At 68.7% G+C, this 22,561-nt stretch carries 21 protein-coding genes; 9 read left to right on the top strand and 12 right to left on the bottom strand.

Annotation, left to right across the window (positions count from 1 at the left end):
- The first annotated feature begins 34 nt into the window (after nt 1-34).
- From hbcR to bdhA, 3 genes are all read left to right on the top strand, one after another.
- Nucleotides 35-1,465: a sigma-54-dependent transcriptional regulator HbcR gene (gene hbcR, locus HMPREF2581_RS07395; RefSeq protein ID WP_003139728.1), complete on the top strand. Its 1,431-nt coding sequence runs from the start codon at nt 35-37 to the stop codon at nt 1,463-1,465.
- A gap of 276 nt (nt 1,466-1,741) precedes the next feature.
- A complete protein-coding gene (locus tag HMPREF2581_RS07390) occupies nt 1,742-3,133 on the top strand; it encodes a GntP family permease (protein ID WP_003088575.1) in 1,392 nt (463 codons plus the stop codon).
- A gap of 33 nt (nt 3,134-3,166) precedes the next feature.
- Nucleotides 3,167-3,937, top strand: a complete 771-nt coding sequence (gene bdhA, locus HMPREF2581_RS07385) for a 3-hydroxybutyrate dehydrogenase (RefSeq protein ID WP_003139730.1) — start codon at nt 3,167-3,169, stop codon at nt 3,935-3,937.
- 190 nt (nt 3,938-4,127) lie between these two features.
- Here bdhA and HMPREF2581_RS07380 read toward each other — a convergent pair whose 3' ends face one another.
- The 4 genes from HMPREF2581_RS07380 to HMPREF2581_RS07365 form a co-directional block, all read right to left on the bottom strand.
- Entirely contained in the window at nt 4,128-5,552 is a 1,425-nt protein-coding gene (locus tag HMPREF2581_RS07380; protein ID WP_003088572.1) for a short-chain fatty acid transporter, read from the bottom strand.
- Nucleotides 5,553-5,764: 212 nt separating this feature from the next.
- A complete protein-coding gene (locus HMPREF2581_RS07375) occupies nt 5,765-6,946 on the bottom strand; it encodes an acetyl-CoA C-acetyltransferase (protein ID WP_003139732.1) in 1,182 nt (393 codons plus the stop codon).
- Between the two features lie 149 nt (nt 6,947-7,095).
- Nucleotides 7,096-7,752, bottom strand: a complete 657-nt coding sequence (locus HMPREF2581_RS07370; protein WP_003088567.1) for a CoA transferase subunit B — start codon at nt 7,750-7,752, stop codon at nt 7,096-7,098.
- A 34-nt stretch (nt 7,753-7,786) separates the two neighbouring features.
- The gene (locus HMPREF2581_RS07365; RefSeq protein ID WP_003088566.1) at nt 7,787-8,485 is read right to left on the bottom strand and encodes a CoA transferase subunit A; all 699 of its coding nucleotides are present in this window, start codon (nt 8,483-8,485) and stop codon (nt 7,787-7,789) included.
- Nucleotides 8,486-8,616: 131 nt separating this feature from the next.
- Between HMPREF2581_RS07365 and HMPREF2581_RS07360 the strand changes: the two genes are divergently transcribed.
- The 6 genes from HMPREF2581_RS07360 to HMPREF2581_RS07335 all read left to right on the top strand — a co-directional run bounded on the left by HMPREF2581_RS07360 (nt 8,617) and on the right by HMPREF2581_RS07335 (nt 14,164).
- Nucleotides 8,617-9,537 (top strand): LysR family transcriptional regulator, encoded by a 921-nt coding sequence (locus HMPREF2581_RS07360; protein WP_003088564.1) that lies wholly within the window; start codon nt 8,617-8,619, stop codon nt 9,535-9,537.
- Nucleotides 9,538-9,604: 67 nt separating this feature from the next.
- Nucleotides 9,605-11,560, top strand: a complete 1,956-nt coding sequence (locus HMPREF2581_RS07355; protein WP_003139739.1) for an acetoacetate--CoA ligase — start codon at nt 9,605-9,607, stop codon at nt 11,558-11,560.
- Nucleotides 11,561-11,617: 57 nt separating this feature from the next.
- A complete protein-coding gene (locus HMPREF2581_RS07350; RefSeq protein ID WP_003088559.1) occupies nt 11,618-11,896 on the top strand; it encodes a peptidylprolyl isomerase in 279 nt (92 codons plus the stop codon).
- Between the two features lie 18 nt (nt 11,897-11,914).
- Entirely contained in the window at nt 11,915-12,271 is a 357-nt protein-coding gene (locus HMPREF2581_RS07345; protein ID WP_003111913.1) for an MmcQ/YjbR family DNA-binding protein, read from the top strand.
- On the top strand, nt 12,268-12,831 hold the full coding sequence (locus HMPREF2581_RS07340) for a putative glycolipid-binding domain-containing protein (RefSeq protein ID WP_003132242.1): 564 nt from the start codon (nt 12,268-12,270) through the stop codon (nt 12,829-12,831). The genes HMPREF2581_RS07345 and HMPREF2581_RS07340 overlap by 4 nt, the downstream gene beginning before the upstream one ends.
- Before the next feature lie 124 nt (nt 12,832-12,955).
- A complete protein-coding gene (locus HMPREF2581_RS07335; protein WP_003139740.1) occupies nt 12,956-14,164 on the top strand; it encodes an MFS transporter in 1,209 nt (402 codons plus the stop codon).
- Here the strand turns inward: HMPREF2581_RS07335 and HMPREF2581_RS07330 are convergent.
- The 8 genes from HMPREF2581_RS07330 to pqqA form a co-directional block, all read right to left on the bottom strand.
- A complete protein-coding gene (locus HMPREF2581_RS07330; protein WP_003139741.1) occupies nt 14,109-15,893 on the bottom strand; it encodes a PAS domain-containing hybrid sensor histidine kinase/response regulator in 1,785 nt (594 codons plus the stop codon). The genes HMPREF2581_RS07335 and HMPREF2581_RS07330 overlap by 56 nt on opposite strands.
- On the bottom strand, nt 15,877-17,040 hold the full coding sequence (gene ercA / locus HMPREF2581_RS07325; protein WP_003139742.1) for an alcohol dehydrogenase-like regulatory protein ErcA: 1,164 nt from the start codon (nt 17,038-17,040) through the stop codon (nt 15,877-15,879). The genes HMPREF2581_RS07330 and ercA overlap by 17 nt, the downstream gene beginning before the upstream one ends.
- Nucleotides 17,041-17,125: 85 nt before the next feature.
- Entirely contained in the window at nt 17,126-18,952 is a 1,827-nt protein-coding gene (locus HMPREF2581_RS07320; RefSeq protein ID WP_003139743.1) for an alpha/beta hydrolase family protein, read from the bottom strand.
- A gap of 4 nt (nt 18,953-18,956) precedes the next feature.
- A complete protein-coding gene (gene pqqE / locus HMPREF2581_RS07315; RefSeq protein ID WP_003119136.1) occupies nt 18,957-20,102 on the bottom strand; it encodes a pyrroloquinoline quinone biosynthesis protein PqqE in 1,146 nt (381 codons plus the stop codon).
- Nucleotides 20,074-20,352 (bottom strand): pyrroloquinoline quinone biosynthesis peptide chaperone PqqD, encoded by a 279-nt coding sequence (gene pqqD / locus HMPREF2581_RS07310; protein WP_003088542.1) that lies wholly within the window; start codon nt 20,350-20,352, stop codon nt 20,074-20,076. Before pqqD ends, pqqE begins: the two co-directional genes overlap by 29 nt.
- Nucleotides 20,349-21,101, bottom strand: coding sequence for a pyrroloquinoline-quinone synthase PqqC (gene pqqC, locus HMPREF2581_RS07305; protein WP_003111679.1), 753 nt, complete (start codon nt 21,099-21,101; stop codon nt 20,349-20,351). The genes pqqD and pqqC overlap by 4 nt, the downstream gene beginning before the upstream one ends.
- Nucleotides 21,102-21,110: 9 nt before the next feature.
- Nucleotides 21,111-22,025, bottom strand: coding sequence for a pyrroloquinoline quinone biosynthesis protein PqqB (gene pqqB, locus HMPREF2581_RS07300; RefSeq protein ID WP_003106464.1), 915 nt, complete (start codon nt 22,023-22,025; stop codon nt 21,111-21,113).
- A 52-nt stretch (nt 22,026-22,077) separates the two neighbouring features.
- A complete protein-coding gene (pqqA, locus tag HMPREF2581_RS07295; RefSeq protein ID WP_003106462.1) occupies nt 22,078-22,149 on the bottom strand; it encodes a pyrroloquinoline quinone precursor peptide PqqA in 72 nt (23 codons plus the stop codon).
- Nucleotides 22,150-22,561 lie beyond the last annotated feature (412 nt).

Here is a 22,561-nt window from a genome sequence, read left to right as displayed (position 1 = left end):
CGGGCCGTTTCGCCGTCCGCCGCAGGAGCCGCCGATGAACGACGCCGACAGCCTCCAGGATTACCAACGCGTACGCCAGCAGGCGATCCGTTCGCTGTTCGAGATCGTCGAAGGCTCCAGCGAAGGCACGGTGATCGTCGACCGCGAGGCCCGCATCGTCTGGATCAACCAGCGCTACGCCCAGCGTTTCGGCCTCGCCGACCCGGCGCAGGCCATCGGCCGGCCCTGCGAAAGCGTGATCCCCGGTAGCCTGCTGCGCGAGGTGGTACGCAGCGGCAAGCCGATCCTGCTGGACATGATGGACAGCGCGAAGGACCCGCTGGTGGTGATGCGCCTGCCGATCCACGACGACGCCGGCGAGGTGATCGGCGCCATCGGCTTCGCCCTGCTCGACGAACTGCGTTCGCTGTCGCCGCTGGTGACCCGCTACCTGAGCATGCAGCGCGAACTGGCCTCGACCCGCTCGCAATTGCAGGCGCGCCAGGCCAAGTACAGCTTCAGCCACTTCGTCGGTACCAGTCCGGCCAGCCTGGAAGTCAAGCGCCGCGCCCGCCGTGGCGCGGCCAGCGAAGCGCCGGTGCTGTTGCTCGGCGAGACCGGTACCGGCAAGGAACTGCTCGCCCACGCCATCCACAGCGCTTCGCCGCGGGCGCACAAGGCCTTCGTCAGCGTGAACGCCGCGGCGATCCCGGAAAGCCTGCTGGAGGCCGAATTCTTCGGTACCGCCCCGGGGGCCTTCACCGGTGCCGAGCGCAAGGGCCGGCCAGGCAAGTTGCAGGTGGCCCAGGGCGGCACGTTGTTCCTCGACGAGATCGGCGACATGCCGCTGGCCTTGCAAGGCAAGCTGTTGCGCGTGCTACAGGAGAAAGAGTTCGAAGCGGTGGGTTCCAACGAAGTGATCCGCAGCGACATCCGCCTGGTCGCCGCCACTTCCATCGACCTGCAGCAGGCGATGCGCGAAGGCCGTTTCCGCGCTGACCTCTACTACCGGCTGAACGTCCTGCCGATCGAGATCCCACCGTTGCGCCAGCGCCTGGACGACCTCCCGGCGCTCTGCGAGTCGATCCTCGACAGCCTCGACCACGGCCGTCTCCACGAACTCGGCGGCGACGCCCTGGCGCTGCTCGCCCGGCATGCCTGGCCGGGCAATGTTCGCGAACTGCGCAACGTGCTGGAACGCGCGCTGCTGCTGGCCGACCAACCGTTGCTGGACGCCGCCGCCCTCGGCGCGGCGCTCGGCCCCCTGCAACCGCTGCCGGAGCTGCCTCGAGCGGCGGACGACAGGCCGGTCGGGGATTTCCAACAGGCCCGCGAAGCCTTCGAGCGCGACCTGATCGGACGGGCCCTGGCGCAGAGTGCCGGCAATGTGGTGGAAGCGGCGAAACGCCTGGGCCTGGGTCGCTCGACCCTGTACAAGAAGATCGTGGCGCTGGGCATGCGTCTCGATAACGGGACCCATCTCTAAATAGAGACGAACTGAGACCTACGTAGCCACGGAACTTTCGCTCGATTATGTCTCCATTTTGAGACAACGCTATTCCCCACGCTCCCCTTCGTCTCGCCGCAGCCCGCGAAAACCGCGACTCTGGGGCCTGGCACGGTTATCGCAACGTGCCTTTCCGACGGCCCTGCCCCGTTCCAGGCCGTCACGCCGGTGCCCGCACCGTTCGACAACAAGAAACAGGCCCGGAGCGCCTTCCCCATGCGAAGCGCGCCCCGCAGCGCCGTGGAGATATGCCCGATGAGCGTGATCATCGCCCTTGCCGCCCTGGGCCTGCTGATGCTGGCCGCCTACCGGGGCTACAGCGTCATCCTGTTCGCCCCCCTCGCCGCCCTCGGCGCCGTCCTGCTCACCGATCCCAGCGCGGTCGCGCCGACCTTCACCGGGGTGTTCATGGAGAAGATGGTCGGTTTCATCAAGCTCTACTTCCCGGTTTTCCTGCTTGGCGCGGTGTTCGGCAAGCTGATCGAGCTGGCCGGCTTCTCCCGCTCCATCGTCGCGGCGGCGATCCGCCTGCTCGGCACCCGCCAGGCGATGCTGGTGATCGTACTGGTCTGCGCGCTGCTCACCTACGGCGGCGTCTCGCTGTTCGTGGTGGTGTTCGCGGTCTACCCGTTCGCCGCGGAGATGTTCCGCCAGAGCGACATCCCCAAGCGGTTGATTCCGGCGACCATCGCCCTCGGCGCGTTTTCCTTCACCATGGACGCGCTGCCCGGCACCCCGCAGATCCAGAACATCATCCCCTCGACCTTCTTCGGCACCCACGCCTGGGCCGCGCCCTGGCTCGGCACCCTCGGCGCGCTGTTCGTCTTCGCCGTGGGCATGCTCTACCTGCGACGCCAGGCGAACAAGGCGCGGCGCAACGGCGAAGGCTACGGCAGCGACCTGCGCAACGAGCCGGAGACCGCCGATGACCTGCGCCTGCCGAATCCCTGGCTGGCGCTCTCGCCGCTGGTGCTGGTCGGGGTCGCCAACCTGCTGTTCACCCACTGGATCCCGCAATGGTACGGCCAGGTCCATACCCTGCAACTGGCCGGCATGGCCACGCCGTTGCAGACCGAGGTCGGCAAGCTCACCGCGATCTGGGCAGTGCAGGCGGCCCTGCTGCTGGGCATCCTGCTGGTGCTGGCGAGCGGCTTCGCGGCGATCCGCAGCCGCCTCGCCGAAGGCACCCGCAGCGCGGTGGCCGGCTCGCTGCTGGCGGCGATGAACACCGCCTCGGAATACGGCTTCGGTGCGGTGATCGCCTCGCTGCCGGGCTTCCTGGTGCTGGCCGACGCGCTCAAGAGCATTCCCAATCCGCTGGTCAACGAAGCGATCACCGTCACCCTGCTGGCCGGCATCACCGGTTCCGCGTCGGGCGGCATGAGCATCGCCCTGGCGGCGATGTCCGATACCTTCATCGCCGCCGCCAACGCCGCGCAGATCCCCCTGGAAGTCCTCCACCGGGTCGCCGCCATGGCCAGCGGCGGGATGGATACCCTGCCGCACAACGGCGCGGTGATCACCCTCCTGGCGGTCACCGGCCTGACCCATCGGGAGGCGTACAAGGACATTTTCGGCATTACCCTGATCAAGACCCTGGCGGTGTTCTTCGTCATCGGACTGTTCTACGCCACCGGCCTGGTCTGATCCGCCCTTTTTTCATCCTGCGGGAGAAACAGCATGACCCTGAAAGGCAAGACCGCCCTGGTCACCGGTTCCACCAGCGGCATCGGCCTGGGCATCGCCCTGAGCCTGGCCGAGGCCGGCGCCGACCTGCTCCTCAACGGCTTCGGTGAGGTCGACGCGGCGCTGGCGCAGGTCCGCGCCCGCGGCGTGCGCGCAGAGCACCACCCGGCCGACCTCTCCAGCCCGGAGCAGATCGGCGAACTGATGGCCTTCGCCGAGCGGACCTTCGGCGGCGTCGACATCCTCGTCAACAACGCCGGCATCCAGTACGTGGCGCCGGTGCAGGAATTCCCCATGGAACGCTGGGACGCGATCATCGCGATCAACCTGTCCTCGGTGTTCCATACCACCCGCCTGGCCCTGCCGGGCATGCTCGCGCGCGGCTGGGGGCGGATCGTCAACATCGCCTCGACCCACGGCCTGGTCGCCTCAGCCGGGAAGAGCGCCTACGTCGCCGCCAAGCATGGCGTGCTCGGCCTGACCAAGAGTGTGGCGCTGGAAACGGCGCGCACGCCGGTGACCTGCAACGCCATCTGCCCCGGCTGGGTGCTGACCCCGCTGGTGCAGAAGCAGATCGACGCGCGCATCGCCGAGGGCGTCTCGCCCGAACAGGCGGAACACGACCTGCTGGCGGAAAAGCAACCCTCGCTGGCCTTCGTCACCCCCGAGCAACTCGGCGGACTGACGCTGTTCCTTTGCAGCGAAGCCGCCGACCAGGTGCGCGGCGCGGCCTGGAACATGGATGGCGGCTGGGTGGCGCAGTAGCCGGGGCGGCCAGCCTCTCCCCAGACCCTCTCCCTGAAGGGAGAGGGAACCATCCGGAGTTCGCCCGCCCCATTGCGTAGGGCGGATAACGCCACAGGCGTTATCCGCCGATACCTCGTTTCCCGGCGCGGCTGTCCTCTCCCCAACCTTCTCCCTGAAGGGAGAGGAAGTTATCGGGGGTGGCGATGCGCTACGGCATCACCGGCGGGATGTACGCCAGGGTGCTGCCCAGGGCCCAGAGCAGCACCAGCACCAGCGGGATATGCACCAGCAACTGGACGAACGAGAAGCCGATCAGGTCGCGCGCCTTCAGCCCCAGCACGCCGAGCAACGGCAGCATGTAGAACGGGTTGATCAGGTTCGGCAGCGCTTCGGCGGCGTTGTAGATCTGCACCGCCCAGCCGAGGTGGTATTGCAGCTCGTTGGCTACCTGCATCACGTACGGCGCCTCGATGATCCACTTGCCGCCGCCGGAGGGAATGAAGAAGCCCAGCACCGCCGAGTACACGCCCATCAGCAGCGCGTAGGTGTCGTGGGAGGCGATCTGTACGAAGAAGGTCGAGATATGGTGGGCCAGGGTCTCGCCGTCGCTGCCGTTGACCGTGGTCATGATCGCCGCGATCGAGCCGTACAGCGGGAACTGGATCAGCACCCCGGTGGTGGTCGGCACCGCGCGCGCCACCGCGTCGAGGAAGCTGCGCGGGCGCCAGTGCAGCAACGCGCCGAGCATCAGGAACAGCAGGTTATAGGTGTTCAACCCGGAGATCGCCAGGATCGCCGGCTTGGTCGAGAACTCGTGGACCAGCCAGCCACCGGCCAGCAGTACCAGCAGGATGATCAGCAACGGGCTGTGCTCCAGCCACTCGCCGGGCCGGGTCGGCGCCAGCCTGGCCGGAGCGGTGAAGCTCACGTCGACCCCGCAATCCTTGGCGTCGCGGGCGCTGGCGGCGCTCGGCGCGGTCATGTAGGCGATCACCAGCGAGACCAGGATCAGCGCCAGCAGCATGACCCCGGACTGCCAGAGGAAGATGGTCTCGGTGAACGGGATCACCCCGGTGATCGCCAGGATCGACGGTGGCAGGCTGGCCGGGTTGGCCTGCAACTGCGCGGCCGACGACGACAGGCCCAGCGCCCACACCGCGCCCAGCCCGAGGTAGGCCGCGGCGCCGGCGGCGCGGTAGTCCATGCGCAGGTCGCTGCGGCGCGCCAGGGCGCGTACCAGCAGGCCGCCGAAGACCAGGCTGAGGCCCCAGTTGAGCAGCGAGGCGAGCATCGACACCAGCGCCACCCAGCAGACCGCCGAGCGGCCATTCTTCGGCACCCGCGCGAGCAGGTCGATGAGACGCGAGGCGGGGCCTGAACTGGCCACCACATAGCCGCCGATGACCACGAAGGCCATCTGCATGGTGAATGGGATCAGGCTCCAGAAACCGTCACCGAAGGCTTTCGCCGTGGCGGTCGGTCCGGCGCCCATGGCCAGCGCGGCCAGGCTGACGATGAGGATGGCCAGGGCGGCGAACACCCAGGAGTCGGGAAACCAGCGCTCGGCCCAGTTCGAGCAACGCATGGCGAAGCGCGCGGAGCGGCTTTCTTGGATGGGAAGGATAGCGGTCATCGCGGATTCTCTCGGTTTTATTGTTATTCGGCGACTATGGGGCCGCCTGTGTGTGCTACGGCTCCCTGGGCACCCGGCCGTCCCGAGGGGCGGAACGGTACGGGGCCGGTCGGACGGTCAAGGCCGTCCGCCGCTCGTTCCCTGGACACGAGCGCGCCATGCCCCCGCGAAAGGACATGGCGCGATCACGCCGCGAGCGGCAGGTCGATGGATCAGTCGCGGGCCAGGGTCAGGGCGACGCCCTGCCCGCCGCCGATGCACAGGGTGGCGAGGCCCTTCTTCGCGTCGCGACGGATCATCTCGTGCAGCAGGGTCACCAGCACCCGGCAGCCGGACGCGCCGATCGGGTGGCCAAGGGCGATGGCGCCACCGTTGACGTTGACCCTGGCGGCATCCCAGCCCAGCTCCCGGCCCACCGCCAGGGACTGCGCGGAGAAGGCCTCGTTGGCCTCGATCAGGTCCAGTTGCTCCAGGCTCCAGCCGGCCTTGTCGAGCGCGCGACGGGTGGCGGAGACCGGGCCGATGCCCATGATCGCCGGGTCGACCCCGGCGCTGGCGTAGCTGGCGATCCGCGCCAGCACCGGCAGGCCCAGGGCCTTGGCCTTGGCTGCGCTCATCAGCAATACCGCGGCGGCGCCGTCGTTGAGGCTGGAGGCGTTGCCGGCGGTGACGCTGCCGTCCTTCCTGAAGGCCGGCTTGAGCTTGGCCAGGGCCTCGACGGTGGTGCCGGCGCGCGGCTGCTCGTCGGTATCGAAGCTCAGCGGCTCGCCCTTGCGCTGCGGGACCTGGATCGGCGTGATCTCGTCGCGGAAGCGCCCGCCCTCGATGGCGGCGATGGCCTTCTGCTGCGAAGCGGCGGCGAAGGCGTCCTGCTCCTCGCGGGTCAGGCCGTACTTCTCCGCCAGGTTCTCGGCGGTGATGCCCATGTGGTAGTCGTTGAAGGCGTCCCACAGGCCGTCCTCGATCATGCTGTCGACCAGCTTCGCATGGCCCATGCGCAGGCCGGTGCGGGCGCCGGGCATGACGTAGGGCGCCAGGCTCATGTTCTCCTGGCCGCCGGCGACGATCACCTCGGCGTCGCCGCAGCGGATCGCCTGGGCGCCCAGGTGCAGGGCCTTGAGGCCGGAGCCGCAGACCTTGTTCAGGGTCATGGCCGGCACGCCGACCGGCAGGCCGGCCTTGATCGCCGCCTGGCGCGCCGGGTTCTGCCCGGACCCGGCGGTGAGCACCTGGCCGAGGATCACTTCGTCGACCTGGCCGGCATCGAGACCGGTCTGTTCGAGCAGGCGGCGGATCACCGCGGCGCCCAGCTCGGGGGCGGGAATGCCGGCCAGCGAGCCCTGGAAGCTGCCGACGGCGGTACGGGTAGCGGCGACGATGACGACGTCTTGCATGGATGGTTCTCCTGGATTCGCCCGTGGCCGGGCCGAATCGCTGCGGGTGGACGTAGGCGGTGCGACAGGCTCCTATCCTACGCCCTCTGGAAAGGACGGTCCGCGCGGCCGGCGCCTTGCGTGGAGGCGCCGGCCGCGCGGGCCGCGATTCAGAAACTCATTTCCGGCACGTGCTCGGGGACGATCAGCTTGCCGGCGGTCTTCGCCACGATCTCCTCGACGCTGACCCCGGGGGCGCGCTCGCGGAGGATGAAGGCGCCGTCCTCGATCTCCAGGTAGGCCAGGTCGGTGAGCACCTTGCGAATGCAACCGCAACCGGTCAGCGGCAGGGTGCAGTACGGCAGCAGCTTGGACTCGCCGTCCTTGGAGGCGTGGGTCATGGTGACGATGATGTTCTCGGCGCCGGCCACCAGGTCCATGGCGCCGCCCATGCCCTTGACCAGCTTGCCGGGGATCATCCAGGAGGCGATGTTGCCGCGCACGTCCACCTCGAAGGCACCGAGCACGGTGAGGTCGACGTGGCCGCCACGGATCATGGCGAAGGATTGCGCCGAGTCGAAGATCGACGCGCCGACGCGAGCGGTCACGGTCTGCTTGCCGGCGTTGATCATGTCGGCGTCGACTTCCGCCTCGCTGGGGAACGCGCCCATGCCGAGCAGGCCGTTCTCCGACTGGAGCATGACGTCGATGCCCTCCGGCACGTAGTTGGCCACCAGGGTCGGGATGCCAATGCCGAGGTTGACGTAGTAGCCGTCCTTCAATTCGCGCGCCACGCGCTGCGCCATCTGTTCGCGGGTAAGTGCCATCTGGGGAAACCTCTTGTCGTTGTAGCGGCCGCCGTCAGGCGCGCAGCGTGCGTTTCTCGATGCGTTTCTCGAAGCGACCCTGGATGATCCGGTCGACGTAGATGCCGGGGGTGTGGATTTGCGTCGGGTCCAGTTCGCCGGGCTCGACGATCTCCTCCACCTCGACCACCGTGATGCGCCCGGCGGTGGCGACCAGCGGGTTGAAGTTCTGCGCGGTGTGGCGATAGACGACGTTGCCGAAATGGTCGGCCTTCCAGCCCTTGACGATGGCGAAGTCGCCGGTGATGGCCGGCTCGAGGATGTAGTGGCGGCCATTGAACTCGCGCGCCTCCTTGCCCTCGGCGACCGGGGTGCCGTAGCCGGTGGCGGTGAAGAAGGCCGGGATGCCGGCGCCGCCGGCGCGGATCTTCTCGGCCAGCGAGCCTTGCGGGGTCAGTTCGACTTCCAGCTCGCCACTGAGCAGTTGTTGCTCGAACAGGGCGTTCTCGCCGACGTAGGAGGCGATCATCTTGCGGATCTGCCGGTCTTCCAGCAGCACGCCGAGGCCGAAACCGTCGACGCCGCAGTTGTTCGAGACCACCGTGAGGTCCCTGACCCCGCGCCGGCGGATTTCCGCGATCAGGTTCTCGGGAATCCCGCAGAGGCCGAAGCCCCCGGCGAGGACGGTCATGCCGTCGGTCAGGCCTTCGAGGGCCTCTTCGTAACTGCCTACTCGCTTGTCGAGTCCGCTCATGCTGCTGTGCCTCTTCCGGCTCTTGTGATTGTGCGTGCGGCAGTCTGACTGCCGGGTCGCACAGAGCTTCTCCGCTGCGGACTGATTTGTTAAGTTTGTTTTTCCAATCCATTGATGAGAAAAACAAATAAATGACCGTCAAGCAGTTGCGCGCCTTCCTCGCCGTGGCGCAGAGCCTCAGCTTCGCCCAGGCCGGCGAACGCCTGCACCTCTCCCAGCCGGCCCTGAGCCTGGCGATCAAGAGCCTGGAGGAAAGCCTCGGCGGTCCGCTGCTGGAACGTACCACCCGCAGCGTCAGCCTCACCCCCGAGGGCGAGACCCTGCTGCCGCTGGCGCTGCGCCTGCTGGCCGACTGGGACAATACCGAGGAATTGCTGCGCCAGCACTTCACCCTGCAACTGGGCAAGGTCTCCATCGCCGCCATGCCCTCCTTCGCCGGCAACCTGCTGCCGCTGGTCTTGAAGACCTTTCGCGAACGCCACCCGCGGGTCAACGTGGCGGTGCACGACGTGATCAACGAGCAGGTGCTGGAGATGGTCCGCAACCGACGCGTCGAGCTGGGCATCGCCTTCGAGCCGGAGTCCCTGGAAAACCTCGAGTTCACCCCGTTCTACAGCGACCGCTTCGTCGCCGTGGTGCCGACCGGCTCGCCGCTGTCCGGGCAGGAGCGGATCAGTTGGCGCGAACTGCTCGGCGAGCCCTTCATTACCCTGCAACGCCCCTCGGCGGTGCGCCTGCTCCTGGAAGAAAGCGTGGCCGCCGAGCACGGCCGCTTGCCGGTGGCGTTCGAGAGCCACCAACTGGTCACGGTCGGGCGGATGGTCGCCCAGGGACTGGGTGTCAGCGCCGTGCCGACCCTGTGCATCCAGCAGATGCAGGAACTCGGCGCGCGCTGCCTGCCGCTCTACGCGCCGCAGGTGCAGCGACGGGTCGGCCTGCTGCGGCTGAGCGAGCACAAGCTGTCCACCGCCGCCCAGGCCCTCAGCGACGTGCTGCTGCATGGCACCGACTGGCGCTCGCTGGCGCTGCCGCAGGACCAGTCCACGGAGTGAGGCAGGCAGCGGCGGGTCCGGTTATGCTTCCTGCATGTCCCGGAACAACAACAAGGACGGACACGCCATGCCCGCACCGCTCTGGAGCCCTTCCGCCGAACGCATCGCCGCCAGTCGCATGGAGGCCTTCCGGCGCTTCGTCAACCAGCGCCATGCCCTCGGTCTGGCCGACTACCCGGCGCTGCATGCCTGGAGCGTGCAGCGGCGCGAGGCGTTCTGGCAGGCCATCGTCGACTTCTTCGAGGTGCGCTTCCAGCAACCGCCGCGTGCGGTCCTCGAGGAAGGCACGCAGATGCCCTCGGCGCGCTGGTTCCCCGGCGCCACGCTGAATTTCGCCGAACACCTGCTGCGCCGCCGCGATGATGCCCCGGCGCTGATCGCGGTGAGCGAAGACGGTCGCCGCGAGGTGCTCAGCCACGCCGAACTGGCCCGTCACGTGGCGGGCCTGCAGAAGCGCCTCGCCGCCCTGGGCATAGGCCCCGGCGACCGGGTCGCCGCGCTGATGCCGAACACCTGGCAGACCGTGGTCGGCATGCTCGCCACCGCCAGCCTCGGCGCCACCTGGTCGAGCTGCTCGCCGGACTTCGGCACCCAGGGCGTGATCGACCGCTTCGGCCAGATCGAACCGCGCGTGCTGATCGCCTGCGCCGGCTACCGCTACGCCGGCAAGTCGCTGGACCTGACCGCCAAGCTCAACGAGGTGCTCGCCGGCCTGCCCGGCCTGGAGCAACTGCTGGTGGTGCCCTACGACCGTCCGCAGGCGCAGCCGCAGGACTACCGCTGCCAGGCGCGTGTCGCGCTGTGGGACGGGTTCTACCAGGCCGAGGGCGAGCCGGTCTTCACCCCGGTGCCCTTCGAGCAGCCGCTGTACATCCTCTATTCGTCGGGCACCACCGGGGTACCCAAGTGCATCGTCCATGCCACCGGCGGCGTGCTCCTGCAACATCTCAAGGAGCACGGCCTGCACACCGACCTGGGCGACGGCGACCGGCTGTTCTACTACACCACCTGCGGCTGGATGATGTGGAACTGGCTGGCCTCCGGCCTGGCGGTGGGCGCCAGCCTGGTGCTCTACGACGGCTCGCCGTTCCACCCCGGCCCCGAGCGCCTGCTGGACCTCGTCGACGCCGAGGACATCGCCGTGTTCGGCGCCAGCGCCAAGTACCTGGCGGCGCTCGAGAAGGCCGGCGTGCGCCCGCGCCACAGCCACCGCCTGGACAGCCTGAGGACACTGCTCTCCACCGGTTCGCCGCTGGCCCACGAAAGCTTCGACTACGTCTATCGCGAGCTGAAGAGCGACCTCTGCCTGTCGTCGATCTCCGGCGGCACCGACATCGTTTCCTGCTTCGCCATCGGCAACCCGGTGCTGCCGGTGTGGCGCGGCGAACTGCAATGCAAGGCGCTGGGCATGGCCGTGGAAATCTGGGACGACGACGGCCGCCGCCTCGCCAGCGGCAAGGGCGAGCTGGTCTGCACCCGGCATTTCCCGTCGATCCCGCTGGGCTTCTGGAACGACCCGGATGGCACCAGGTTCCACGACGCCTACTTCGCCAGTTTTCCCGGCGTCTGGGCCCATGGCGACTACGCCGAGGAAACCGCCCACGGCGGGCTGGTCATCCACGGCCGCTCCGACGCGGTGCTCAATCCCGGCGGCGTGCGCATCGGCACCGCGGAAATCTACCGCCAGGTGGAAAAGGTCGAGGAAGTCCTCGAGTCCATCGCCATCGGCCAGGACTGGCAGGGCGATGTGCGTGTGCTGCTGTTCGTCCGCCTGCGCGACGGCGTGCGACTCGACGAGCCGCTGCGTGAACGCATCCGCCAGACCATCCGCGCCAACGCCACGCCGCGCCACGTACCGGCGAAGATCATCCAGGTCGCCGATATCCCGCGCACCCTGAGCGGCAAGATCGTCGAGCTTGCGGTGCGCAACGTGATCCACGGCCGCCCGGTGAAGAACACCGACGCCCTGGCCAACCCGCAGGCGCTGGAGCTTTATCGCGACCTCGCCGAACTGCGCGACTGAAACCGCGGCGAGCCTGGGCTAGAATGCGCGTTCCGTGCTACCGCAAAAGGTAATCCCATGCCCGTCGCCATGGCCCGCCACATCCTGGTCAAGACCGAAGCCGAGGCCGCCCAACTGAAGCAGCGCCTGGCCAAGGGCGAGGACTTCGCCACACTGGCGAAGAAGCATTCGACCTGCCCGTCCGGCAAGCGCGGCGGCGACCTCGGCGAGGTGCGTCCGGGGCAGATGGTCAGGTCCATCGACAATGCCATCTTCAGGAAACCCGTGGGCGTGCTCCAGGGTCCGCTGAAGAGCCAGTTCGGCTACCATCTCCTGGAAGTGTATTTCCGCGACTGAACCGCCACCGGAGCGTCCATGACCGCCGACCAGATCGCCGCCTTCTGCCTGCAACTGCCCGGCGCCCGGGAAGACCTCAAGTGGGGTTCGAACCGGGTGTTCTCGGTGGCCGGCAACAAGATGTTCGCCATCCTCGACTTCGTCGACAAGGACGGCGGCCTGGCCTTCAAGGTCGGCAGCGAGCTGTTCCTCGGCTATGTCGACCGCCCCGGCATCCGTCCGGCGCCCTACCTGGCGCGCGCGCACTGGATCGTCATGGCCCGCCCCTACCCGATGAAGGCGGCGGAGTTGCGCGAGGCCCTGGTCCGTTCCCATCAGCTGGTGGTGGCGCGCCTGCCCAAGCGCCAGCGCCTCGGCCTGGTACTCGACGCATGAGTCGCGACCGTCTGTACACCTGGGCCGGCCTGTGGCGCTCGCCGTCGTCCAGCTGGGAGGCCCTGCGCCTGGAGGACGACCAGGCGGAAAGCCAGTTGCGCGCGCCGGACGAACGCAGCGGCCTGCCCTACCAATTGGACTACCGGCTGCGCTGGGACGCCGACTGGCATCTGCGTGAGGCGGTGTTCCACGTCGAAAGCGAAACCGGGGTGCGCAAGCTGCACCTGCTCGCCGATGGCCGCGGCCACTGGCAGGACGGCGACGGCGAAGCGCTACCGGCGTTCGACGGTTGCCTGGACATCGATCTCTGGCCAAGCCCCTTCACCAACACCTTCCCGATCCGCCGCCTGGGCCTGGCCGATGGCCAGCGCGCGGAAATCCGCGCGCTCTACATCGAGGCCCCGGCCCTGGAGCCGCGTAGCATGCGCCAGGCCTACACCCGCCTGGACGCCAGCCACTACCTCTACGAGAACCTCGAAGGCAGCGCGTTCAAGGCGGTACTGCTGGTGGACGAACAGGGCCTGGTGATCGACTACCCGGGTCTCTTCCAGCGTCTCTGAACGCGCTAGCGCCAGGCACCGCGCGTCGCCGATAGCCCGGCGAATCCGTTAGCCTGCTTTCATTCGTCATCCGCAACGGTCATCATGGCGGACCGCGACAACCCACTGCGACCGCGTTTCCCACATGTCCGTCGATATCCGCCCCACCCCGCCGGCGCAGGACAGCGCCCGGCAGAACGTCACCCTGCAGATCGTCTCGGTGGTGATGTTCACCTTCATCGGCTACCTGACCATCGGCATCCCGCTGGCGGTGCTGCCCGGCTACGTGCACGACGACCTCGGCTACGGCTCGGTGCTGGCCGGCCTGGTGATCAGCCTGCAGTACCTCGCCACCCTGCTCGCCCGGCCCTACGCCGGGCGCGTCATCGACGGGCTCGGGCCGAAGCGCGCGGTGCTCTACGGCATGGCCGGCAGCGCCGCGAGCGGGCTGTTCATGCTGCTCTCGGTGGCGATCCAGGGCTGGCCGGCGCTGAGCCTGGCCAGCCTGCTGGTCGGCCGCCTGGTACTCGGCGCGGCGGAAAGCCTGGTCGGCTCGGCGGCGATCGGCTGGGGCATCGGCCGGGTCGGCGCGCCGCACACCGCCAAGGTGATTTCCTGGAACGGCATCGCCAGCTACGGCGCCATCGCCCTCGGGGCGCCGCTAGGGGTGCTGCTGGTGCAGTGGCTGGGGCTGTGGAGCATGGGCGCGTCCATCGTCCTGCTCGGGGCGCTCGGCTTCGCCCTGGCCTGGCCGAAGTTGCCGGCGCCGCTGGTGCACGGCGAGCGACTGCCGTTCCACCATGTGCTCGGCCGGGTCACCCCGCACGGTATGGGCCTGGCGCTGGGGGCGATCGGCTTCGGCACCATCGCCACCTTCATCACCCTTTACTACGCCAGCCGTGGCTGGGCCAACGCAGTGCTCTGCCTGAGTGCCTTCGGCGGTTGCTTCATCGGCGCCCGGCTGTTGTTCGCCAATAGCATCAACCGGCTCGGCGGCTTCCGCGTGGCGATCATCTGCCTCGGCGTCGAAAGCCTCGGCCTGCTGTTGCTGTGGAGCGCGCCGAATCCCTGGGTCGGCCTGGCCGGCGCGGCCCTCACCGGCTTCGGCTTCTCCCTGGTGTTCCCGGCGTTCGGCGTGGAAGCGGTGAACCTGGTACCGGCTTCCAACCGTGGCGCGGCGCTGGGCGCCTACTCGCTGTTCGTCGACCTGTCGCTGGGCATCACCGGGCCGCTGGTGGGCTTCGTCGCCAACCTGTTCGGCTTCCGCTCGATGTTCCTCTTCGCCTGCCTGGCCTCGCTCAGCGGGCTGGCCCTGGCCATTGCGCTGCACCGACGCAGCCGCCGGCCGGGCTAGGACCTGCACCTTCTCCGGCGCCGCGGGGAGCGCCCTGGGCCTCGCCGAGCAAGGCGCTTAGCGCCGCGCGCAACTTGCCGGGCTTCAGCGGCTTGTTGAGCAGCGGCACGCCCAGGCGGGCCAGCGCGCGGCGGCAATCGTCGCTGCGGTCGGCGGTGATCATCACCGCGGCGATCTCCGCGCCGTAGTCCTCGCGCAAGGCGCCCAGCAACTGGCAACCGGTAGCGCCGTGGTCCAGGTGGTAGTCGACCAGGATCGCATCCGGCGCGCGGCCATCGAGCGCCTTGCGCGCGCCTTCCAGGTCGGTGGCGGTAAGCACCTCGCAGCCCCACTGGCCGAGCAGCGCGGACATGCTGAAGAGAATCTCGGTCTCGTTGTCCACCACCAGCAGCCGCCGTCCCGGCAGCGGATCGCCGGCCGAAAGCCGCGCAGTCGCCTCGCCGGGCACTGGCCGCGCTGGCTTGCGGACCAGCGGCACCTCGATGGCGAACAGCGAGCCTCGGCCGGGAGTCGAATGCACCTCGATGCGGTAGCCGAGGATGCCGGCGATACGGTCGACGATGGCCAACCCGAGCCCGACGCCACGGCGCTCGGAAGCGCGCCCGGCGTCCAGTTGGTTGAACTCGAGGAAGATCGCCTGCAACTGGTCGGCGGGGATGCCCCGGCCAGTGTCCCATACCTCCAGGCGTACCTTGCCGCCACGCCGGCGCGCGCCCAGCAGCACGCTGCCGCGCTCGGTGTAGCGGCAGGCGTTGCTGAGCAAGTTGCGCAGGATCCGCGACAGCAGGCGCGCGTCGGTGCGCACTGCCAGTCGTGGGATCCGCGCACGCAGGGCCAGGCCGGCGGCACGCGCGACTTCCTCGAACTCCGAGGCCAGCGGAGCGAGCAGTTCGTCGAGGGAATAGTCGTCCAGGTCCGGACGGATCGCGCTCTGGTCGAGCCGGGCGATTTCCAGCAGGTCGGTGAGCAAGGTCTCGGCGCCTTCCAGGGCCAGGTGGGTGCGCTCCACCAGTTGCAGTTCGGCGGCCGGCAGGCCCCGCTCACGCAGGGTGTCGACCAGCAGCCGCGCCGCGTTGAGCGGTTGCAGCAGGTCGTGGCTGGCGGCGGCGAGGTACTTGTCCTTGCTGTGGTTGGCGGCTTCGGCGGCGTCGCGCGCCTGGCGCAACTGGCGGTTGAGCTCTTCCAGCTCGTGGGTGCGCTCGGCTACCCGCCGCTCCAGCTCCTCGTTCATGGTCTGCAGGCGCTGCTGGGCCTGGACCCGCTCGGTGATGTCGGCGACAAAACCTTCGACCAATTCTTCCTCGTCGTGCCTGAGCAGCAGGTTCATCAATACCTCGATGTGACTGCCGTCCCTGCGCCAGAGGCGCGTCTCGTAGCCGAACAGGCCGCCGCGCTCGCGCAGCAGCGCGCGGATCCGTCGCATCTCGGCCTCGCCGCCGACGAACAGTTGCCCGGCCATGTCCTCCAGCGACCAGAGCACCTGTTGCGGATCGTCGTAGCCGAGCATCTGCGCCAGCGCCGGATTGGCGGCGCGCAGCCCCTGGCCGAGGCTGGCCTGGAAGATGCCGTGCACCGCGTGCTCGAACAGCCATTTGTAGCGGTTGCGCTCGGCCTCCAGCTCCTCCAGGCGCGCCAGCAGCTCCGGGTAGTGGCTCTTGCGCGCGGAGTGGCTGCCCAGGCCGAGCAACCCGGCCAGGGCCTCCTGCTGCTGCTCAGAGGGCCTCGCCATAGACCACCTCGACATCGCGCTGGCTCGACTCGCGCGGGTTGGTAAGGATGCACGGGTCCTGCATCGCGTGGCGCGAGAGGAAAGGAATGTCGGAGCTGCCGACCCCGTGCAGGGCGAGGCTCTCGTGGAAACCCACGGCGTGCTTGAAGGCGATCAGGTGGTCCACCAGGCGCTGGCGGACCTGCCCCTGGGTCAGACCGCGGCAATCGATGCCGAAGGTCTCGGCGATCACCTTGAAGCGTTCCGGCGCGGCGCTGTAGTTGAACGCCACCACGTGTTCGACCAGCGCCGCGTTGCACAGGCCGTGGGGCAGGTCGAGATAGCCGCCGAGGCTGTGCGACATGGCATGCACCGCGCCGAGGATGGCGTTGGAGAAGGCCAGCCCGGCCTGCATGCTCCCGAGCATGATCTTCTCGCGCAGGGAGATGTCGCCGGGATTGGCGATCATCTGTACCAGGTTGCCATCGATCAGGCGCATCGCTTCCAGCGCGTGGGGATCGGTCAGCGGCCCGTGGCCGGTGGAGACGAACGCCTCGATGGCGTGTACCAGTGCATCGATGCCGGTACAGGCCGAAAGGAAGGGATCCATGGTCAACGTGGTTTCCGGGTCGATCAGCGAGACGTCAGGCACAACCGCCTTGCTCACCACGGAGAACTTCATGCGCTCGTCCTGGTTGGAAATGATCACGAACTGCGAGACGTCCGCCGAAGTCCCGGCGGTGGTCGGGATCAGGATCAGCGGCGGACTCGGCACCCGCAGCCGGTCGACGCCTTCGAACTCGAGGATGCTGCGGCCATGGGCGGCGACGATGCCGATGCCCTTGGCGCAATCCATCGGGCTGCCGCCGCCCACCGCGACGATCACGTTGCAGCCCTCGCTGCGATAGAACTCGGCGCCGAGCATCACCTCGTCGACCCGGGGGTTGGGCGAAACGTCGGTATACAGGCAGTAGTCGATGCCCTGTCCCTCCAGGCTTGCCTGGATGTCGGCGACCCAGCCGGCGGCGAGCACGCCGGGGTCGGAGACCAGCAGGACCTTGCGCGCACCGAAGGTCTTCACGTAGTTGGCGACGCTGTGCCGGCAGCCGGCGCCGAAGATGATCTCGGGCGAGACGAATTTACGCAGTTGGCTGAGGTCGTGGCTCATCTGACAGACCATTCTTATTGTTATCGGACATTGCCGGCAGCCTACTGCATTCGTCGGTTATTGCAATGCGACCTTGGCGGCCCTTTCAATCCTCCAGCAGGACCAGGTAGAAGCGCCATTCCGCCAGCAGCGCATGGGCACGATTGGCCGGCTGGCGGAAACCGTGGCGCTCCTGCGGATAGCGGTGGCACTCCACGCGCACGCCGCTGCGCCGCAGGCCGGCGACCATCGCCTCGGTCTGCTCCGGCACCACCACCGCGTCGAGCCCGCCCTGGAAGAACACTACCGGCGCGCGGATACGCCCGACCTGAAGCACCGGGCTGCGCACCAGGTAGCGACGGCGCTGGCGCTGCGGGTCGCCGATCAGCCAGTCGAGGTAGTCGCCTTCGAACTTGTGGGTGCAACGCGCCAGCGCCAACGGATCGCTGACCCCATAGAGACTGGCGCCGCCGCGCAGGCCATCGAGGCAAGCCAGGGCGCGCAGCGCGCTGTAGCCTCCGGCGCTGGCGCCACGGACGAAGACCCGGGCGCGGTCGATCCATCCCTCCGCGTCCAGCTGCGCCAGCGCGGCCTCGATATCGCGCAACTCCAGGCGCCCCCACTGGCCGCGCAAGCGCTGCCGATAGGCGCGGCCGTAGCCGCTGCTGCCCCGGTAGTTCAGCGCCGCCACGGCGAAACCGCGCTGGGTCCAGAATTGCAGGCCGGCATCGAACGCCGGCGAATGCATCGAGGTCGGTCCGCCATGCAGCCACACCAGCAGCGGCGCTGGTCGTCGGGGATCGACGCGGCGGCGGGCATTGCGCGGCGGATAGAAGAAACCGTGGCCGTTTTCGCCGTTGCCCAGCCCATAGACGAAGGCCTGCGGATGCGACAGGTCATCCTCCGCCAGCGGTCGCTCGCCGCCACGCAGCACCTCGACGCGCAGGTCGTCGCGGTGGATCGCCAGCAGCGCCGGCAGGCGTCCGGCCGCCGCCGCGATGCAGTAGAACGCCCGGGCATCCGCGGCCAGTCCGGCGAACCGGTTCCAGTCCGCGGCCAGGCGCCGCTCGCTGCCGTCCGCTTCGCGCAGGAACAGTTGCCCGCCGCCGGCCTCGACGCGACTGAGCAGCAGCCTTCCCTCTCCCAGCGGCAGGTAGCTGCAAGCGCCCAATTGCCAGGGCGCGCCAGCGTGGTCGGCATCGGCGAAGCGGCCGGCCAACGCTACCTCGGCGCAGGGACGCCACCAGCCGTCGCGGTCGCTCAGCCAGTGAAGGCGGCCGGCGGGATCGAAGCGTGGTTGCTGGATCGACTCGCCGCCTCCGGCTCCGGCCAGGCAGCGCGTACGCCCATTCTCCGCCAGGCCCAGGCGGGTCTCGGTCCAGGGCTGGTGCGGACGGTCCCATTCGATCCAGGCCAGCCGCCGCCCCTGGCCGGCGGCACGCGGCGCGGCGTAGAAATCGGCACCCTCGACCAGCACCCGGCGCGCGCCATCGGCGTCCAGGCGCACGATGCGATGCACGACCCCGGTCGGCCCATGGCTCTCTTCCACCGCCAGCAGGGCATCCCAGGCATCGACGTAGGCCAGGTCGCCGTAGCGACACTGCGCCCCGCCGCCCAGCACTTGGGCTGCGCGGCCCGCTCGCCAGCGGCGTACCTGCTGGTCGGTTTCGTCGACCCAGGCCAGCCCGTCGAGCGTCACGCAGCAGGCGCCGCCGCCGTACTCGTAGACCCGGCTGCGCACCGAGCCGTCCGGCGCGGTGGGCTCCTCCAGCACGCCGTCGCGCCACAGGTACAGGCGCGAGCGCGCGCTGGCCGGATCGAATTCCACCCAGGCCAGCCCGCCATGGGCCGCCTTCAGCTCGCTGAAATCGCGCCCGGCGGCCACCGCGCGCTCGGCGCTCCAGTCGCTCGGCCAGTCGCCGTAGTCGACCATTGCCTCAGGCCTTGCAGATCAGGCGTGACGCGCGCTGGTTGCGCCAGGTCAGCGCGTCCAGGCCAAGCGGCGCCTCCTCGGCCTGGCGACGGGCCGCGAGGATCAGGTCATGCCGTGCCGACTTGGCGCAGACCGGGTCGGTGGCGTCGGCATCGCCGGTGAGGAGGAACGCCTGGCAGCGGCAGCCGCCGTGGTCCCTCTCCTTCTCCTCGCAGGAACGGCAGGGTTCGGGCATCCAGGCGTCGCCGCGGTAACGGTTGAAGCCGAACGATTCGTACCAGATGTGGCGCAGGCTGTGCTCGCGCACGTTGGGAAACTGCACCGGCAATTGCCGCGCGCTGTGACACGGCAGCGCGGTGCCGTCGGGGGTGATGTCGAGGAATACGCTGGCCCAGCCGCCCATGCAGGCCTTCGGCCGTTCCTCGTAGTAGTCGGGGGTGACGAAGATCAGCTTGCACGGGTTGCCTTCGGCGGCCAGCCGTTGGCGGTATTCGGCGGTGATCCGCTCGGCGCGCTCCAGTTGGGCGCGGGTCGGCAGCAGCCCGGCACGGTTCAGCGCGGCCCAGCCGTAGAACTGGCAAGTGGCGAGTTCGACGTAATCGGCTTCCAGCTCGATGCACAGCTGGATGATCCGCTCGATGTTGTCGATGTTGTGCCGGTGGGTGACGAAGTTGAGCACCATCGGATAGCCGTGCGCCTTCACCGCGCGGGCCATCGCCAGTTTCTGGGCGAAGGCCTTGCGTGAGCCGGCGAGCAGGTTGTTCACTTCTTCGTCGGCGGCCTGGAAGCTGATCTGCACGTGGTCCAGCCCGGCCTCGGCGAAGCGCGCCAGGCGTGCCTCGTCGAGGCCGATGCCGGAGGTGATCAGGTTGGTGTAGAAGCCCAGGCCGCGCCCTGCCTCGATCAGTTCGGCGAGGTCCTGGCGCAGCAGCGGCTCGCCGCCGGAGAAACCGAGCTGTGCGGCGCCCAGCTCGCGAGCCTGGCGGAACACCTCGATCCATTCCGCGGTGCTCAGCTCGGCGCCCTCGCGGGCGAATTCCAGCGGGTTCGAGCAGTACGGGCACTGCAACGGACAGCGATAGGTCAGCTCGGCCAGCAGCCAGAGCGGCGGCCCCACGCTTTCACTGCAGCTCGATCCAGAATTGCGCATGGGCCACCTCGAGGAACGCCAGGATGTCTTCGTCTATGCCGGGGACTTCGGGGAAACGCTCGCGCAGCGCCGCGACGATGGCCGCCACGTCGCGGCGGCCATCGACCAGCTTGAGGATTTCCCCGGCGCTGTCGTTGAGCTTGACCATGCCTTCGGGGTAGAGCAGCACATGGCAGTCCTGGGCCGGTTCGAACTGGAAGCGGAAGCCCCGGCGCAGCATCGGCACGCTGTCGAGCGACGGCAGGCTCATGATGCCAGCCCCCGATGCCAGACCCGCTCGCGGGTCACCGTATGGTACGGCGGGCGTTCGAGTTCGTAGGCCATGCTCATCGCGTCGAGCATGCTCCACAACACGTCCAGCTTGAATTGCAGGATATCCAGCATGCGTTCCTGTGCCTCGCGGGTCCGATAGTGCTCCAGGGTGATCCGCAGGCCGTGCTCGACGTCGCGCCGGGCCTGGGCCAGGCGACTGCGGAAATACTCGTAGCCGGCCGCCTCGATCCACGGATAGTGGCGCGGCCAACTGTCCAGCCGCGACTGGTGGATCTGCGGGGCGAAGAGTTCGGTCAGCGAACTGCTCGCCGCCTCCTGCCAACTGGCGCGACGGGCGAAGTTGACGTAGGCGTCGACGGCGAAGCGCACGCCGGGCAGCACCCGCTCCTCGGACAGCACCTGCTCGCGCTCCAGGCCCACCGCTTCCGCCAGACGCAGCCAGGCCTCGATGCCGCCCGCCTCGCCGGGGGCGCCGTCGTGGTCGAGGATACGCTGGATCCACTCGCGGCGGACCTCGCGGTCGGGACAGTTGGCCAGGATCGCCGCGTCCTTCAGCGGGATGTTGACCTGGTAGTAAAAACGGTTCGCCACCCAGCCCTGGATCTGTTCGCGACTGGCACGGCCCTCGTACATCGCGACATGGAACGGATGGTGGATATGGTAGTAGCGTCCCTTGTCGCGCAGCGCCCGTTCGAATTCGGCGCGATCCATGGCGGCACGGCTCATGTTGGCCCCCTACAGCTGGATGTGCATGCCATCCCAGGCCACTTCGATGCCACTGGCATCCAGTTCGGCGCGTTCGGCCGAAGCGGTGTCGAGGATGGGATTGGTGTTGTTGATGTGGATGAGCACCTTGCGCGCGGCCGGCACCTTCGCCAGCACCTCGAGCATGCCGCCCGGCCCGCTCTGCGCCAGGTGCCCCATCTGCCGGCCGAGCTTGTCGCCGACCTCGCAGACCAGCATCTCGTCGTCGCGCCAGAGCGTACCGTCCACCAGCAGGCAGTCGGCGCGGCGCATCCATTCGAGCAGCGCCTCGTCCACCTCGCCGAGGCCCGGCGCATAGAACAGCGTACCGGCGCTATCGAGGTCCTCGACGAACAGGCCGATGTTGTCGCCCGGATGGGGGTCGCCGCGATGCGGGGAATACGGCGGCGCGCTGCTGCGCAGGGGGATCGCGGTGAAGCGCAGGCGCGGACAGGCCGGAATGGCGAAAGGCTCGCCATCGAGGGCGATCGGCCGGTGGCGCAGGCCGCCGTTCCAGTGGGAAAGCATGGGGAACAGCGGGAAGCCTTCGCTGAGGTCCTGGTGGACCATCTGCGTGCACCAGACTTCGTGCGGGCAGCCTTCGCGCAGGCTGAGCAGGCCGGTGGTGTGGTCGATCTGGCTGTCGAGCAGGACGATCGCGCCGATCGCCGTATCGCGCGGCCGACGCGCCGGCTGCAAGGCCGGGAAGGCGGCGATCTGGGCACGGATGTCGGGCGAGGCGTTGCAGAGGATCCAGCGCTCACCGTCGTCGGACAGGGCGATGGAGGATTGCGTGCGTGGCTGGGCCGCTACGCTGCCGTCGCGGACCCCGCGACAGTTGCGGCAGTTGCAGTTCCACTGGGGGAAGCCGCCGCCGGCGGCCGAACCGAGAATACGGATGTGCATGGGTCTGCCCCGCGGGCTGGAGGGAGGCCCCGGAAGACCGGGGCCGAACGGATCAGCGGTTGGCGAAGTAGAGGGTCACTTCGAAACCGAGACGCAGGTCGGTGAAGCTGGGCTTGGTCCACATGGGGTCGATCCTCTCTGGTGGGGCCGGGCGATTCCGGCAGGTCGAGTTAAACATCAGCGGGGCTCGCTCCGAATGAGACTTTCGAAGGAGTTTTCCCCCTGATTTGGTAGGGACTGCCTGTTCCGCCCAAGGTTCGCCGGGAGATCGCCGTTGCGCCCCCCTGGTTCGCCCTGGTGCAGGGCAGAAGCCTAGTCCATGCCGGGGCGGCGGCGAGGCGAAAAAAAAGACGCGGCCAGGGCCGCGTCGCGCCAGAACCCGCCATGGGGAAAGCCGCGTCGGGACGCGGGACGAGCGCACCCGCAGGTGCCTTGGCGGAAAGGCCGCGGGTCGGAGCGATCCGCGGCGGCTGAGGACCGCTCAGAAGAAGCCCAGCGGGTCGATGTCGTAGCTCACCAGCAGGTTCTTGGTCTGC

The sequence above is a fragment of the Pseudomonas sp. HMSC057H01 genome (genome assembly GCF_001836405.1).
GTDB lineage: Bacteria > Pseudomonadota > Gammaproteobacteria > Pseudomonadales > Pseudomonadaceae > Pseudomonas > Pseudomonas aeruginosa.
This window is presented reverse-complemented; position numbering and strand designations above follow the sequence as displayed.